Source organism: Neptunomonas sp. ABH4_499, from assembly GCF_056160565.1.
In genome coordinates, this window is sequence record NZ_JBSWXK010000011.1 from 61994 (window position 1) to 74824 (window position 12831).

At 47.8% G+C, this 12831-nt stretch carries 26 protein-coding genes; all 26 read left to right on the forward strand.

Annotated features, from left to right (window positions below; translation table 11 throughout):
- The first annotated feature begins 8 nt into the window (after positions 1-8).
- The 26 genes from rplD (at position 9) to rplQ (ending at position 12707) form a co-directional block, all read left to right on the forward strand.
- Positions 9-614 carry a 50S ribosomal protein L4 gene (rplD, locus tag ACXAF9_RS12505; RefSeq protein WP_475074658.1) on the forward strand — a complete coding sequence of 202 codons (606 nt, stop codon included), beginning with the start codon at positions 9-11 and terminating at the stop codon, positions 612-614.
- Complete coding sequence (rplW, locus tag ACXAF9_RS12510) at positions 611-907, forward strand: 50S ribosomal protein L23 (RefSeq protein ID WP_475074662.1); 297 nt, start codon at positions 611-613, stop codon at positions 905-907. The genes rplD and rplW overlap by 4 nt, the downstream gene beginning before the upstream one ends.
- Before the next feature lie 13 nt (positions 908-920).
- Positions 921-1745: a 50S ribosomal protein L2 gene (gene rplB, locus ACXAF9_RS12515; RefSeq protein ID WP_475074665.1), complete on the forward strand. Its 825-nt coding sequence runs from the start codon at positions 921-923 to the stop codon at positions 1743-1745.
- A gap of 19 nt (positions 1746-1764) precedes the next feature.
- A complete protein-coding gene (rpsS, locus tag ACXAF9_RS12520; protein ID WP_475074668.1) occupies positions 1765-2043 on the forward strand; it encodes a 30S ribosomal protein S19 in 279 nt (92 codons plus the stop codon).
- Positions 2044-2053: 10 nt separating this feature from the next.
- Positions 2054-2386, forward strand: coding sequence for a 50S ribosomal protein L22 (gene rplV, locus ACXAF9_RS12525; RefSeq protein ID WP_475074672.1), 333 nt, complete (start codon positions 2054-2056; stop codon positions 2384-2386).
- Positions 2387-2410: 24 nt separating this feature from the next.
- Positions 2411-3097 carry a 30S ribosomal protein S3 gene (rpsC, locus tag ACXAF9_RS12530; RefSeq protein WP_475074676.1) on the forward strand — a complete coding sequence of 229 codons (687 nt, stop codon included), beginning with the start codon at positions 2411-2413 and terminating at the stop codon, positions 3095-3097.
- Between the two features lie 11 nt (positions 3098-3108).
- On the forward strand, positions 3109-3522 hold the full coding sequence (rplP, locus tag ACXAF9_RS12535) for a 50S ribosomal protein L16 (RefSeq protein ID WP_475074679.1): 414 nt from the start codon (positions 3109-3111) through the stop codon (positions 3520-3522).
- Positions 3522-3716, forward strand: a complete 195-nt coding sequence (gene rpmC, locus ACXAF9_RS12540; protein ID WP_475074681.1) for a 50S ribosomal protein L29 — start codon at positions 3522-3524, stop codon at positions 3714-3716. Before rplP ends, rpmC begins: the two co-directional genes overlap by 1 nt.
- A complete protein-coding gene (gene rpsQ, locus ACXAF9_RS12545) occupies positions 3713-3976 on the forward strand; it encodes a 30S ribosomal protein S17 (RefSeq protein ID WP_475074685.1) in 264 nt (87 codons plus the stop codon). Before rpmC ends, rpsQ begins: the two co-directional genes overlap by 4 nt.
- Before the next feature lie 74 nt (positions 3977-4050).
- The gene (gene rplN, locus ACXAF9_RS12550) at positions 4051-4419 is read left to right on the forward strand and encodes a 50S ribosomal protein L14 (protein WP_475074688.1); all 369 of its coding nucleotides are present in this window, start codon (positions 4051-4053) and stop codon (positions 4417-4419) included.
- Positions 4420-4519: 100 nt separating this feature from the next.
- Complete coding sequence (rplX, locus tag ACXAF9_RS12555) at positions 4520-4837, forward strand: 50S ribosomal protein L24 (RefSeq protein WP_475074690.1); 318 nt, start codon at positions 4520-4522, stop codon at positions 4835-4837.
- An 11-nt stretch (positions 4838-4848) separates the two neighbouring features.
- Entirely contained in the window at positions 4849-5388 is a 540-nt protein-coding gene (rplE, locus tag ACXAF9_RS12560) for a 50S ribosomal protein L5 (protein ID WP_475074693.1), read from the forward strand.
- Between the two features lie 15 nt (positions 5389-5403).
- On the forward strand, positions 5404-5709 hold the full coding sequence (gene rpsN, locus ACXAF9_RS12565; protein ID WP_475074695.1) for a 30S ribosomal protein S14: 306 nt from the start codon (positions 5404-5406) through the stop codon (positions 5707-5709).
- An 81-nt stretch (positions 5710-5790) separates the two neighbouring features.
- Positions 5791-6183 (forward strand): 30S ribosomal protein S8, encoded by a 393-nt coding sequence (rpsH, locus tag ACXAF9_RS12570; protein WP_475074701.1) that lies wholly within the window; start codon positions 5791-5793, stop codon positions 6181-6183.
- A 13-nt stretch (positions 6184-6196) separates the two neighbouring features.
- Positions 6197-6730: a 50S ribosomal protein L6 gene (rplF, locus tag ACXAF9_RS12575; protein ID WP_475074704.1), complete on the forward strand. Its 534-nt coding sequence runs from the start codon at positions 6197-6199 to the stop codon at positions 6728-6730.
- 9 nt (positions 6731-6739) lie between these two features.
- Entirely contained in the window at positions 6740-7090 is a 351-nt protein-coding gene (gene rplR, locus ACXAF9_RS12580) for a 50S ribosomal protein L18 (protein ID WP_475074706.1), read from the forward strand.
- 11 nt (positions 7091-7101) lie between these two features.
- Positions 7102-7602, forward strand: coding sequence for a 30S ribosomal protein S5 (gene rpsE, locus ACXAF9_RS12585; protein ID WP_475074709.1), 501 nt, complete (start codon positions 7102-7104; stop codon positions 7600-7602).
- Between the two features lie 6 nt (positions 7603-7608).
- Positions 7609-7791, forward strand: coding sequence for a 50S ribosomal protein L30 (gene rpmD, locus ACXAF9_RS12590; protein ID WP_475074711.1), 183 nt, complete (start codon positions 7609-7611; stop codon positions 7789-7791).
- Between the two features lie 13 nt (positions 7792-7804).
- A complete protein-coding gene (rplO, locus tag ACXAF9_RS12595; protein ID WP_475074714.1) occupies positions 7805-8239 on the forward strand; it encodes a 50S ribosomal protein L15 in 435 nt (144 codons plus the stop codon).
- Entirely contained in the window at positions 8240-9568 is a 1329-nt protein-coding gene (gene secY, locus ACXAF9_RS12600; RefSeq protein WP_475074716.1) for a preprotein translocase subunit SecY, read from the forward strand.
- An 18-nt stretch (positions 9569-9586) separates the two neighbouring features.
- Positions 9587-9703, forward strand: coding sequence for a 50S ribosomal protein L36 (rpmJ, locus tag ACXAF9_RS12605; RefSeq protein ID WP_007021200.1), 117 nt, complete (start codon positions 9587-9589; stop codon positions 9701-9703).
- Positions 9704-9836: 133 nt separating this feature from the next.
- Entirely contained in the window at positions 9837-10193 is a 357-nt protein-coding gene (gene rpsM, locus ACXAF9_RS12610) for a 30S ribosomal protein S13 (RefSeq protein ID WP_475074720.1), read from the forward strand.
- 25 nt (positions 10194-10218) lie between these two features.
- Complete coding sequence (gene rpsK / locus ACXAF9_RS12615) at positions 10219-10608, forward strand: 30S ribosomal protein S11 (RefSeq protein ID WP_127695129.1); 390 nt, start codon at positions 10219-10221, stop codon at positions 10606-10608.
- 15 nt (positions 10609-10623) lie between these two features.
- Positions 10624-11244, forward strand: a complete 621-nt coding sequence (gene rpsD, locus ACXAF9_RS12620) for a 30S ribosomal protein S4 (protein WP_475074722.1) — start codon at positions 10624-10626, stop codon at positions 11242-11244.
- 26 nt (positions 11245-11270) lie between these two features.
- Entirely contained in the window at positions 11271-12275 is a 1005-nt protein-coding gene (locus ACXAF9_RS12625) for a DNA-directed RNA polymerase subunit alpha (protein ID WP_475074726.1), read from the forward strand.
- A gap of 39 nt (positions 12276-12314) precedes the next feature.
- Positions 12315-12707 carry a 50S ribosomal protein L17 gene (gene rplQ, locus ACXAF9_RS12630; RefSeq protein ID WP_475074728.1) on the forward strand — a complete coding sequence of 131 codons (393 nt, stop codon included), beginning with the start codon at positions 12315-12317 and terminating at the stop codon, positions 12705-12707.
- Positions 12708-12831 lie beyond the last annotated feature (124 nt).

Consider the following 12831-nt stretch of genomic DNA (forward strand, 5'->3'; position numbering starts at 1 on the left):
GGCCTGAAATGAATCTGAATCTCGTTGGAACCAAGGGATCGGTCGAAGTATCCGATCTAGCATTTGGTAAAGAATATAACGAAGCACTGGTTCACCAGGTAGTTACAGCTTACCTGGCTGGTGCTCGTCAAGGCACGAAAGCACAAAAGACTCGCTCTGAAGTAGCTGGCGGTGGCGCTAAGCCATTCCGTCAAAAGGGTACTGGTCGTGCTCGTGCAGGTACAATCAGCTCGCCAATCTGGCGTAGCGGTGGTGTTACTTTTGCTGCGAAGCCACGTAGCCATGCGCAAAAAGTAAACAAGAAAATGTACCGTGCAGCTCTGCGTTGCATCTTCTCTGAACTGGTTCGTCAAGAACGTCTGGTAGTGGTTGAGAGCTTCTCTATGGAGGCTCCAAAAACTAAGCAGTTCGTTGCAAAAATGAAAGAACTGGATCTGGCTAACGCTTTGATCGTTACAGAAGATGTGGAAGCAAACCTGTATCTGGCGGCTCGTAACGTACCACACGTTGATGTGCGTGATGTTGCAGGTGTTGATCCGGTAAGCCTTGTTGGTTTTGATAAGGTTGTAATTACAGTACCTGCTCTGAAGAAAATCGAGGAGGCGCTGGCATGAACCAGGAACGTCTGTACAAAGTTCTCTTAGGTCCTCATATCTCTGAGAAAGCGACTATCGTAGCTGATAACTCTCAGCAGGTAGTTTTCCGTGTGGCAAAAGATGCTACCAAACAGGAAGTTAAAGAAGCCGTTGAGAAACTGTTTAACGTCAAAGTTGATGGCGTAAACGTTCTTAATGCTAAAGGCAAGACCAAGCGCACTGCGCGTGGTATGGGTAAGCGTAGCGATGTTCGCAAAGCTTACGTACGTCTTGCTGAAGGCTCTGAAATTGACTTCCTAGGTGGCGAATAAGAGGGGTTAAATCATGGCAGTTACTAAAACAAAGCCAACCTCTGCTGGCCGTCGTCATGTTGTAAAGGTTTCTTCTTCTGATCTGCACAAAGGCAAGCCTTTTGCTGCTTTGCTGGAAAAGAAAAGCAAAAGCGGTGGTCGCAACAATAATGGTCGAATCACAACTCGACACATTGGTGGCGGTCACAAGCAACATTACCGACTGATCGATTTCCGTCGTAACAAAGATGGAATCCCTGCAGTTGTTGAGCGTTTGGAATACGATCCAAACCGTTCTGCTCACATCGCATTGGTGAAATACTCTGATGGTGAGCGTCGTTACATTATTGCACCTAAGGGTATCGCTGCTGGCGATAAAGTTATCTCTGGTGAAACAGCTGATATCAAAGTAGGTAACACTATGACACTGCGCAACATGCCAGTTGGTAGCGTTATCCACTGTATCGAACTGAAGCCGGGTAAGGGTGCTCAAATCGCTCGTTCTGCTGGTGCTTCTGCACAGCTGGTTGCTCGTGAAGGTGCGTACGCTACTCTGCGTCTGCGCTCTGGCGAAATGCGTAAAGTCCTCGTTGACTGTCGTGCAACTCTGGGTGAAGTCAGCAACAGCGAACACAGCCTGCGTCAACTGGGTAAAGCCGGTGCTAAGCGTTGGAAAGGTGTTCGTCCTACCGTTCGCGGTGTTGCAATGAACCCAGTAGATCACCCGCATGGTGGTGGTGAAGGCCGTACTTCTGGTGGTCGTCATCCGGTTACTCCATGGGGTATTCCGACTAAAGGTCATAAAACTCGTAAGAACAAGCGTACTGATAAATTAATCGTACGTCGTCGTTCCAAATAATTAGAGTGAGGATACAGCTGTGCCACGTTCACTGAAGAAAGGTCCATTTATCGACCTTCACCTGCTGAAAAAGGTAGAAGCTGCAATTGAGAAAGGCGATCGCAAACCAATCAAAACTTGGTCTCGTCGCTCTACTATCTTCCCACACTTCGTTGGGTTGACAATTGCAGTTCACAACGGCCGCCAGCACGTTCCAGTTTTCGTTACTGAAGACATGGTTGGCCATAAATTAGGCGAATTTTCTGCTACGCGTACTTATCGTGGTCACGCAGCGGATAAGAAAGCCAAAAAGCGCTAATAGGGGATAAATGATGGAAGTCGCTGCTAAATTAAAAGGCGCCCGCATTTCTGCTCAGAAGGCGCGTTTGGTTGCTGATCAAATACGCGGTAAGTCTGTAGCGGAAGCTTTGGACATTCTTGCATTCAGCCCTAAAAAAGGTGCTGAGCTGGTTAAGAAAGTACTTGAGTCTGCTATTGCTAACGCTGAGCACAACGACGGTGCTGAAATCGAAGAGTTGCGTGTGTCTGCTATCTTTGTTGATGAAGCTATGACCATGAAGCGTATCAAGCCGCGTGCTAAGGGTCGTGCTGACCGTATCCTTAAGCGCAACTCCCACATCACCGTTAAGGTGTCTGACTAAGGCTGAGTGCTAGGAGAGTTCGTTATGGGTCAGAAAGTACATCCGACCGGTATTCGACTTGGTATCGTTAAAGATCACACTTCTGTGTGGTACGCGGACAAGAACGAATACGCACAAAAATTGTTAAACGACCTGCAAGTACGTGAGTACCTGGAAGGTCAATTGAAGAACGCGTCTGTAAGCCGTATCGAAATCGAACGTCCGGCTCAAAACGCTAAAATCACCATCTTTACTGCACGTCCTGGTATCGTGATCGGTAAAAAAGGTGAAGATGTTGAGAAACTGCGCAACACTGTTTCAGAAATGATGGGTGTTCCTGTTCATATCAACATCGAAGAGATTCGCAAGCCTGAGCTGGATGCTCAATTGGTTGCTCAAAGCGTAGCTAACCAGTTGGAGCGTCGTGTTATGTTCCGTCGTGCTATGAAGCGTGCGGTACAGAACGCTATGCGTCTTGGTGCTAAAGGTATCAAGATTCAGGTTAGCGGTCGTTTGGGTGGCGCTGAAATCGCGCGTGCTGAGTGGTACCGTGAAGGTCGTGTACCTTTGCACACTCTGCGTGCAGATATCGATTACGCTACTTACGAAGCGCACACTACTTACGGTGTGATTGGCGTTAAAGTCTGGATCTTCAAAGGTGAAGTTCTTGGTGGTATCGAACAGGTACGTGCTGAGAAGAAAAGCCCACCTAAGAAGAAAAATTCTAAGTGAGGTAGACGTCAATGTTGCAACCTAAACGACTGAAATTCCGTAAAGTGCAAAAAGGCCGCAACCGTGGTCTGGCGCAGCGCGGTAGCAAGGTAAGCTTTGGTGAATATGGTCTGAAAGCAACGGGTCGTGGTCGTATCACAGCTCGTCAGATCGAAGCCGCTCGTCGTACCATGACTCGTCACGTTAAGCGTGGTGGTAAAATTTGGATCCGTATCTTCCCAGATAAGCCAATTACCACTAAGCCGCTTGAAGTACGTATGGGTAAAGGTAAGGGTAACGTTGAATACTGGGTAGCTCAGATTCAGCCAGGTCGTGTACTGTTCGAAATGAGCGGTGTACCTGAAGAATTGGCTACTGAAGCGTTCAACTTGGCTGCTGCTAAGCTGCCGATCTCTACAACTGTTGTAAAACGGACGGTGATGTAATGAAAGCTACTGAACTGCGTGAAAAGTCATCTGAAGAACTTCAGCAAGAATTGCTGAATCTTCTGAAAGACCAGTTCAATCTGCGTATGCAGAAAGCAACTGGTCAGCTGGCGCAGACTCACCTCCTGGGCCAAGTTCGTCGCGACATCGCTCGCGTTAAGACTGTACTAAATCAAAAGGCAGGTGAAAAATGAGCGCTGAAAAACGTACTCGTACTGTGACTGGTCGTGTTGTTAGCGACAAGATGGATAAAACCATCACAGTTCTGGTTGAGCGCAAAGAGAAGCACCCTATTTACGGTAAATTCGTAAAGCGCTCCTCCAAGCTCCACGCTCACGATGAGAAAAATGAGTGTAATGTAGGTGATCTGGTAACCGTTAAGGAAACCCGTCCTTACTCCAAGAGCAAAACTTGGGCACTTGTATCTATTGAAGAGCGTGCTGCGAAGGTGTAATATATGCGCCTTCGCTCCATTTGACGGTTTGCCCGTTAATAAAGACGGGCAGCTTATAAGTTTTGGAGTAGACCATGATTCAAACTGAAACTATGCTTGACGTTGCTGATAACAGCGGTGCTAAGCGTGTACAGTGTATTAAGGTCCTGGGTGGTTCCCACCGTCGTTACGCCGGTATCGGTGACGTTATTAAGGTGACTGTTAAGGAAGCAATTCCACGCGGTCGCGTTAAAAAAGGTCAGGTCCTTAAGGCTGTTGTAGTACGTACCCGTAAAGGTGTACGTCGTCCAGACGGTTCTGTAATCCGCTTTGATACAAACTCTGCGGTATTGCTGAACGCAAACGATGCCCCAATGGGTACTCGTATTTTTGGCCCAGTAACTCGTGAACTTCGCTCTGAGAAGTTTATGAAAATCATTTCCCTGGCGCCTGAAGTGCTGTAAGACCTTAATTCTTAAGAATTTTTGTCTTAAAAACGCCACTCCCGAAAGGGTTTGGCGTTTTTCAGCATGAGAGGGTAGTAGGAAAGGATATAGGTATAACATGCGTAAGATTAAACGTGACGACGAAGTAATCGTCATCGCTGGTAAAGATAAAGGCAAGCGCGGCACTGTTCTGCGTGTCCTGAATGATGATCGCCTGATCGTTTCTGGCATCAACATGGTGAAGAAACACACTAAGCCTAACCCTTATCAGGGTAAGCCAGGTGGTATCGTAGAGAAGGAAGCAGGTATCGCTACCTCTAACGTTGCTATCTTTAACCCAGCAACGGGTAAAGGCGATCGTGTAGGCTTCAAGACGCTTGAAGACGGTACAAAGGTTCGCTTCTTTAAATCTAACGGCGAAGTCGTCGGTAAATAAGGAGCAGAATCATGTCAAGATTGAAAGCGCTTTACGCAAACGAAGTTAAGCAAAAGCTCAAAGAAGAGTTGAACAGTCCTAACATCATGGCGGTTCCACGTGTCACTAAAATCACCCTGAATATGGGTGTTGGTGAAGCTCTGGGCGACAAAAAACAGCTGGAAAATGCAGTAAATGATTTGACTGCAATTGCAGGTCAAAAGCCAGTTGTAACGAAAGCTCGTAAGTCAATCGCAGGCTTTAAAGTCCGTGAAGGTTGGCCGATCGGTTGTAAAGTAACTCTGCGCGGCGAGCGTATGTGGGACTTCTTGGATCGTTTGGTAGATGTTTCTATCCCACGTATCCGTGACTTCCGTGGTCTGAATCCTAAGTCTTTTGACGGTCGCGGTAACTACAGCATGGGTGTTAAAGAGCAGATCATCTTCCCTGAGATCGAATACGATAAAGTTGATAAGCTGCGTGGTCTGGATATTACTATCACAACTACCGCTCAGACTAACGAAGAGGGTCGTGCTCTGTTGGCTGCCCTGGACTTTCCTTTCAAGAAATAAGGCAGGGATCAAAGAATGGCTAAGACATCCATGAAGGCGCGTGAAGACAAGCGTGCAAAACTGGTTGCAAAGTTCGCTGAGAAGCGTGCTGCACTGAAAGAAATCATCCGCAACCCTAACTCTTCAGAAGAAGAGCGTTGGGATGCACAGGTTGCGTTGCAAAAATTGCCACGTGACGCTAGCCCATCACGTCAGCAACGTCGTTGTCAGCTGACTGGTCGTCCACATGCGGTTTACCGTAAGTTCGGCCTAAGCCGTATCAAGCTGCGTGAAGCGGCAATGCGCGGTGACGTACCGGGTTTGAAGAAGGCAAGCTGGTAATAGCTTGTTAAACGGTAAGCGCAGTGGCCAGGGCTAAATTTTAGCTACCGCACTGCGCTGCACAATGAGGAAGTAAAAAGCATGAGCATGCAAGATACTCTTGCGGATATGTTTACTCGTATCCGTAATGGTCATATGGCTGGTAAAACAGCTGTTTCTATGCCGTCTTCCAAAATGAAAGTTTCAGTTGCTGAAGTACTGAAGAACGAAGGTTTCATCACTGCCTACTCTGTAGAAGGTGATGCGAAACCCGTTCTGAGTGTAGAACTGAAATATTTCGAAGGTAAGCCGGTTATCGAAGAGATTAAACGTGTTAGCCGTCCAGGTCTGCGTATTTATAAAGGCGCAGGTGATTTGCCATCTGTAGCTGGCGGTCTGGGTGTTGCTATTGTCTCTACCTCCAAAGGTGTGATGACTGATCGTGCTGCACGCGCTGCCGGTATCGGCGGTGAAGTCGTTGCAACGGTATTCTAAGGGGATTTTTACTATGTCACGTATTGCTAAAAATCCTGTTGTTGTACCGGCTGGTGTAGAACTGAAACTTGACGGCAACTCTGTAAGCGTTAAGGGTAAAAATGGTCAGCTTGCTATCGACCTGCACCCATCCGTTGAAATTTCACAAGACGGTGGCGAAGTTAAATTCGCTGCACGTGACGGTTCTAAGCTGGCGCGCGCTATGTCGGGTACAGCTCGTTCCCTGGTTAACAACATGGTTGTTGGTGTTAGCACAGGTTTTGAAAAAACGTTGTTGCTGCAAGGTGTTGGTTACCGTGTTGCTGCTAAAGGCAACGTATTGAGCCTGACACTGGGTTTCTCACACCCAATCGATTATGAATTGCCTGAAGGCGTAACAGCTGAGACTCCTAACCAAACAACAATCGTTGTTCGTGGTGCTGATAAGCAGCGCATCGGTCAGGTAGCCGCTGAGATTCGTGCATTCCGTCCACCAGAGCCTTACAAAGGTAAAGGTGTTCGTTACGCTGACGAATATGTTCGTCGTAAAGAGGCTAAGAAGAAGTAAGGCAGGGTTATGAACGCTAAGAAACAAGCTCGTATTCGTCGCTCACGCCGTGCTCGCCTGAAAATGCGCGAACTGGGTGTGGCTCGTTTGTGCGTCAATCGCACTCCTCGTCACATTTACGCTCAGCTGATTTCAGCTGACGGTGGCAAGGTTCTGGCTTCTGCATCAACCGTAGAACAAGCACTGCGTGCTAACGCTACTGGTAACGTTGAAGCGGCTGGCAAAGTTGGTCAGTTGATTGCTGAACGTGCAAAAGATGCAGGTATCACAAAGGTTGCTTTCGACCGTTCTGGTTTTAAATACCATGGACGTGTTAAAGCACTCGCTGACGCAGCCCGTGAAGGCGGCCTGGAATTCTAAAGGGGTCGATGATGTCAAATCACGAACAAAAAGATGGTGAACTGCAGGAGAAGCTGGTTCAAGTAAATCGTGTCGCTAAAGTTGTAAAAGGCGGCCGTATTTTTGCTTTTACTGCCCTGACAGTTGTAGGTGATGGCAAAGGCCGTGTTGGCTTTGGCCGTGGTAAAGCACGTGAAGTGCCTGTTGCTATTCAAAAAGCAATGGAGCAAGCACGTCGTAACATGATCCGTGTTGAACTGAACGGTGATACTTTGCAGTATCCTGTTAAAGCTCGTCACGGTGCGTCTCGCGTTTACATGCAGCCAGCTTCTGATGGTACTGGTGTAATCGCAGGTGGTGCTATGCGTTCCGTTTTGGAAATCGCAGGTGTCCACAACGTATTGGCTAAGTGCTACGGGTCTACAAACCCTGTAAACGTAGTACGCGCGACTATCAAAGGTTTGCAGCAAATGCGCTCTCCTGAAGATGTAGCAGCTAAGCGTGGCAAGACTGTTGAAGAGATCTTGGGGTAATCAATCATGGCGAATACTGTAAAAGTTACATTGGTTCGTAGTCCGATTGCTACTCTTCCTAAGCACAAACTGTGCGTAAAGGGTCTTGGTCTGCGTCGTATCGGCCATACTGTTGAACTGGAAGATACTCCAGCTGTTCGCGGTATGATCAATAAAGTCAACTACATGGTTCGTGTAGAAGGCGAGTAAGGGAGAGTTCATCATGCGTCTGAACACTCTAAGCCCAGCTGCTGGTTCTAAGCAGGCTCCAAAACGCGTTGGTCGCGGTATTGGTTCTGGCCTAGGTAAAACTGGTGGTCGTGGTCATAAGGGTCAAAAGTCCCGCTCTGGCGGTACTGTTAAGCCGGGTTTTGAAGGTGGTCAAATGCCACTGCAACGCCGACTACCTAAGTTCGGTTTCACTTCCCGTCAAGCTCGTTACGTTGCTGAGATTCGTCTGAACGAATTGAACAGCGTAGAAGCTGAAGTTATCGATCTGGCAGCGTTGAAAGCTGCAGACATCATCTCTGAAGAGATCAAGTCTGCTAAAGTCATCCTGTCTGGTGAATTGAAGAAAGCAGTTAACATCAAAGGTCTTAAAGTGACTAAAGGTGCTTTAGCTGCAATCGAAGCTGCTGGCGGTAAAGTCGAGGCGTAAATGGCAAAGCAAGGAACAATACCAGCAGGTGTTCAAAGTGGTTTAGGTGAGCTTTGGTCTCGTCTACGCTTTGTACTGTTGGCGATCATTGTATACCGTATTGGCGCGCATATTCCGGTGCCTGGTATCAACCCTGATCGTCTAGCTGCACTGTTCGATCAGAATCAAGGCACGATCTTGAGCCTGTTCAACATGTTTTCAGGTGGTGCGCTTGAGCGCATGAGTATTTTAGCTTTAGGTATCATGCCTTACATCTCTGCATCGATTATCATGCAGTTGATGACAGTCGTGAGCCCGCAACTGGAACAGTTGAAGAAAGAAGGCGAAGCAGGTCGTCGCAAAATCAATCAGTACACGCGCTACGGTACTGTTATACTGGCGACGGTTCAGTCGTTTGGTATGGCGGTCGGTTTGGCTAACCAAGGTGTCGCTTTCTCAGCATCGTTCCACTTCTACTTTGTAGCGGTTGTTACGTTGGTTGCAGGTGCGGTCTTCTTGATGTGGTTAGGCGAGCAAGTGACTGAGCGTGGTATCGGTAACGGTATCTCTATTCTGATCTTTGCAGGTATTGTTGCCGGTCTTCCTGGTGCGGTTGGTCAATCTTTTGAAGCTGCGCGTCAAGGCGATCTAAACATTCTGGCGTTACTTGCCATCGCACTTTTAGCGGTAGCAACGGTAGGATTTGTTGTGTTTATGGAGCGTGGACAACGCCGTATCACGATAAATTATGCGAAACGTCAGCAAGGTCGTCAGGTGTTTGCAGCTCAGACGAGCCACCTGCCTCTGAAGGTCAATATGGCCGGTGTTATCCCGCCAATTTTCGCTTCAAGTATTTTGCTGTTCCCTGCATCAGTCGGCCAATGGTTTGGTCAGACTGAAGGGATGGAGTGGTTGCAAGACGTTGCCATGGCATTAAGCCCGGGTCAGCCTTTGTACATCATTCTGTTCGCAGTGTGCATCGTGTTCTTCTGTTACTTCTACACGGCGATTATGTTTAATCCTCGTGAAGTTGCAGACAACCTTAAGAAGTCAGGGGCATTCATCCCAGGTATTCGTCCTGGTGAGCAGTCTGCACGCTACATTGATTCTGTATTGGGTCGCTTAACATTGTTTGGTGCTCTTTACATAACCGCTGTTTCCTTGATGCCGCAATTCCTTGTGGTGGCTTGGAACGTACCCTTCTATTTTGGTGGTACGTCGCTGTTGATCGTTGTAGTTGTTGTGATGGACTTCATGGCTCAGGTGCAATCTCATTTAATGAGTCACCAGTATGAGTCTCTGATGAAGAAATCTAATCTCAAAGGTAGCGGCGCAGGCTTGCTGCGCTAAGCACCCTAGGAGTGGATCATGAAAGTACGTGCATCTGTTAAAAAGATTTGCCGTAACTGCAAAATCGTACGTCGTAACGGTTCCGTCCGCGTGATCTGCAAAGTGGAACCTCGCCACAAGCAGCGTCAGGGCTAAGAACCTGATTGGGGCATAGAAGGCCGCTATGCGGTTATTGATTTAATTTTAATCAGGGCGTATAATTGCGCGCCTTCTATGTACATATTATAGATATTAGTGCCAATGGCACGTATTAGATGGAGTAAGTTGAATGGCCCGTATAGCTGGCGTCAATATTCCTGACAATAAGCATGCGGTTATTTCTCTGACTTACATTTATGGGATTGGCCGCACTACTGCTAAGAAAGTCTGTGCTGCATCCGGCATCGCTGAAGATGTAAAAATCGGCGAATTGTCTGATGAGCAACTAGACGTAGTTCGTGGTGAAGTAGGTAAGTTTACTGTTGAGGGTGACCTGCGTCGTGAGCTCACATTGAGCATCAAACGTTTGATGGACCTTGGTTGTTTCCGTGGCATCCGTCACCGTCGTAACTTACCTGTTCGTGGACAGCGTAGTAAGACCAATGCGCGTACGCGTAAGGGTCCACGTAAACCGATCCGTAAATAAGTGTTAAGCGATAGGAATTTCCAATATGGCTAAGCCAGGTAATCGCACACGTAAAAAGGTTAAAAAGCAAGTTGTGGATGGGTTCGCGCACATCCATGCTTCTTTTAATAACACAATTATCACCATTACCGATCGCCAAGGTAACGCTCTTTCTTGGGCAACCTCCGGTGGCTCAGGCTTCCGTGGTTCTCGTAAGAGTACTCCGTTCGCAGCTCAGGTTGCTGCTGAACGTGCCGGTCAGGCAGCTTTGGAATATGGTTTAAAAAATCTTGACGTTTTTGTAAAAGGTCCTGGACCTGGTCGTGAATCTGCTGTGCGAGCATTGAACGGCTGTGGTTACAAGATCACAAACATTACAGACGTAACGCCGATTCCACATAACGGCTGTCGTCCACCTAAAAAACGTCGTGTATAAACTGGAGTCGGTATAATGGCTAGATACCTTGGACCTAAGTGCAAGCTGTCACGCCGTGAAGGTACAGATCTATTCCTGAAGAGTGGTGTACGCGCTCTGGACAGTAAGTGTAAAGCTGAAACTGTTCCTGGTGTACACGGTGCTCGTCGTGGTCGTCTGTCCGATTACGGTTTGCAGCTACGTGAAAAGCAAAAAGTACGTCGTATCTACGGTGTACTGGAACGTCAGTTCCGTAACTACTACAAAGAAGCGGCTCGTCTGAGCGGTTCTACAGGTGAAAACTTGTTGCAACTGTTGGAAGGTCGTCTGGATAACGTGGTATATCGTATGGGCTTTGGCGCTACTCGTGCAGAAGCTCGTCAGGTCGTATCACACCGTCAAATCACTGTTAATGGTCAAGTTGTGAACATTCCTTCTTACCAAGTGAAAGCGGGTGATGTGGTCGCAGTTCGTGAAAAAGCTAAGAACCAGCTGCGTATCAAAAACGCTCTGGATTTGGCTTCTCAGCGCGCTCCTATTGAGTGGGTTGCTGTGGACGCAAGCAAAATGGAAGGTACTTTCAAGTCCGTTCCTGAGCGTAGCGAACTGTCAGCCGATATCAATGAGCAGCTGATTGTTGAGCTGTACTCTAAGTAATTCATGAACTCTTGATTGGTGGAACTATGCAGCGTTCTGTAAATGAGTTTCTGAGTCCTCGCCACATTGATGTGCAGGAGATCAGTAACACACGTGCGAAAGTCACATTAGAACCTCTGGAGCGTGGTTTCGGTCACACTCTAGGGAATGCGCTTCGTCGTATCCTTCTTTCTTCGATGCCAGGTTGTGCTGTATCTGAAGTTGAGATCGACGGTGTTCTGCATGAGTACAGCACTATCGAAGGTGTGCAGGAAGACGTTATCGAAATCCTGCTTAACCTGAAAGGTGTTGCTATTGCTCTGCATAACGCTGACGAAGCTACCCTTACGCTGACCAAAACCGGCGAAGGCCCTGTAACAGCTGGTGATATCCAGTTGACTCAGGATGTTGAAGTTGCGAATCCTGATCACGTGATCGCTCATCTGAACAGCGGCGCAACTTTAAACATGCAACTTAAAGTGACTCGTGGTCGTGGTTACGTCCCTGCTGACAGCCGTGTAAGCGATGAAGACGAGACTCGTGCTATTGGCCGTCTACAATTAGATGCGTCTTATAGCCCGGTTCGCCGTGTTTCATATGTAGTTGAAAGCGCTCGTGTGGAGCAGCGTACTGACCTCGATAAGCTGGTTATTGATATCGAGTCAAACGGTACGATTGATCCAGAAGAGTGTATCCGTCGTGCAGCTACGATCCTTCAGCATCAACTGTCTGTATTTGTTGATCTGGAAGATGCGGCTGATCAGGCGAAAGATGAACCAGCAGAGCCGGAAGTTGATCCGATCCTGCTGCGCCCAGTTGATGATTTGGAACTGACAGTACGTTCTGCGAACTGTCTGAAAGCTGAGCAAATCTACTACATTGGTGATCTGATCCAACGTACTGAAGTTGAGCTGCTGAAAACACCAAATCTGGGTAAGAAGTCGCTGACAGAGATCAAAGACGTATTAGCATCTAAAGGCTTGTCCTTAGGCATGCGTCTAGAGAACTGGCCACCGGCTAGCCTGAAAAATGACGATAAAATCGCATCGTAAGATGCGGTTTTAACTCACCAAGTTGGTAAGGAATTTACAATGCGTCATCGTAAATCTGGCCGCCATCTGAATCGTACGAGCTCACACCGCAAAGCGATGTTCAAGAGCATGGCTAACTCTCTGTTCGAGCACGAGCTGATCAGAACTACGTTGCCAAAAGCGAAAGAACTACGTCGTGTAGCTGAGCCGCTGATTACACTGGCGAAAGAAGATTCGGTTGCTAATCGCCGTCTGGCATTCGACCGTACTCGTAATAAAGAAATCGTTGGTAAGTTGTTCAACGAACTGGGCCCTCGCTACGCGAACCGTCCAGGTGGTTACATTCGCATCATGAAATGCGGTAACCGTCCAGGTGACAACGCTCCAATGGCATATGTTGAACTGGTTGACCGTAAGGTTGCTGGTGCTGCTGACGAGTCTACTGAAGACTAATCAACAGAAGTAACATAAAAAAAACCCGGCCTCGGCCGGGTTTTTTATTGCCTGCTCAAAAAAGTAATTGCGCATAAAAAAGCCGCTGTTGAGCGGCTTTTTCGTTGGTGGCGCTTACCATTTC

Coding starts and splice junctions, on each gene's coding strand:
- rpsE (WP_475074709.1), top strand. CDS start 7,102: ATGTCAAATCACGAACAAAAAGATGGTGAACTGCAGGAGAAGCTGGTT.
- rpmJ (WP_007021200.1), top strand. CDS start 9,587: ATGAAAGTACGTGCATCTGTTAAAAAGATTTGCCGTAACTGCAAAATC.
- rplB (WP_475074665.1), top strand. CDS start 921: ATGGCAGTTACTAAAACAAAGCCAACCTCTGCTGGCCGTCGTCATGTT.
- rpsQ (WP_475074685.1), top strand. CDS start 3,713: ATGAGCGCTGAAAAACGTACTCGTACTGTGACTGGTCGTGTTGTTAGC.
- rplX (WP_475074690.1), top strand. CDS start 4,520: ATGCGTAAGATTAAACGTGACGACGAAGTAATCGTCATCGCTGGTAAA.
- rpsN (WP_475074695.1), top strand. CDS start 5,404: ATGGCTAAGACATCCATGAAGGCGCGTGAAGACAAGCGTGCAAAACTG.
- rplW (WP_475074662.1), top strand. CDS start 611: ATGAACCAGGAACGTCTGTACAAAGTTCTCTTAGGTCCTCATATCTCT.
- rplE (WP_475074693.1), top strand. CDS start 4,849: ATGTCAAGATTGAAAGCGCTTTACGCAAACGAAGTTAAGCAAAAGCTC.
- rplD (WP_475074658.1), top strand. CDS start 9: ATGAATCTGAATCTCGTTGGAACCAAGGGATCGGTCGAAGTATCCGAT.
- rpsC (WP_475074676.1), top strand. CDS start 2,411: ATGGGTCAGAAAGTACATCCGACCGGTATTCGACTTGGTATCGTTAAA.
- rplV (WP_475074672.1), top strand. CDS start 2,054: ATGATGGAAGTCGCTGCTAAATTAAAAGGCGCCCGCATTTCTGCTCAG.
- secY (WP_475074716.1), top strand. CDS start 8,240: ATGGCAAAGCAAGGAACAATACCAGCAGGTGTTCAAAGTGGTTTAGGT.
- rplF (WP_475074704.1), top strand. CDS start 6,197: ATGTCACGTATTGCTAAAAATCCTGTTGTTGTACCGGCTGGTGTAGAA.
- rplO (WP_475074714.1), top strand. CDS start 7,805: ATGCGTCTGAACACTCTAAGCCCAGCTGCTGGTTCTAAGCAGGCTCCA.
- rplP (WP_475074679.1), top strand. CDS start 3,109: ATGTTGCAACCTAAACGACTGAAATTCCGTAAAGTGCAAAAAGGCCGC.
- rpsD (WP_475074722.1), top strand. CDS start 10,624: ATGGCTAGATACCTTGGACCTAAGTGCAAGCTGTCACGCCGTGAAGGT.
- rpsM (WP_475074720.1), top strand. CDS start 9,837: ATGGCCCGTATAGCTGGCGTCAATATTCCTGACAATAAGCATGCGGTT.
- rpmD (WP_475074711.1), top strand. CDS start 7,609: ATGGCGAATACTGTAAAAGTTACATTGGTTCGTAGTCCGATTGCTACT.
- rpmC (WP_475074681.1), top strand. CDS start 3,522: ATGAAAGCTACTGAACTGCGTGAAAAGTCATCTGAAGAACTTCAGCAA.
- ACXAF9_RS12625 (WP_475074726.1), top strand. CDS start 11,271: ATGCAGCGTTCTGTAAATGAGTTTCTGAGTCCTCGCCACATTGATGTG.
- rplN (WP_475074688.1), top strand. CDS start 4,051: ATGATTCAAACTGAAACTATGCTTGACGTTGCTGATAACAGCGGTGCT.
- rplQ (WP_475074728.1), top strand. CDS start 12,315: ATGCGTCATCGTAAATCTGGCCGCCATCTGAATCGTACGAGCTCACAC.
- rpsH (WP_475074701.1), top strand. CDS start 5,791: ATGAGCATGCAAGATACTCTTGCGGATATGTTTACTCGTATCCGTAAT.
- rpsK (WP_127695129.1), top strand. CDS start 10,219: ATGGCTAAGCCAGGTAATCGCACACGTAAAAAGGTTAAAAAGCAAGTT.
- rplR (WP_475074706.1), top strand. CDS start 6,740: ATGAACGCTAAGAAACAAGCTCGTATTCGTCGCTCACGCCGTGCTCGC.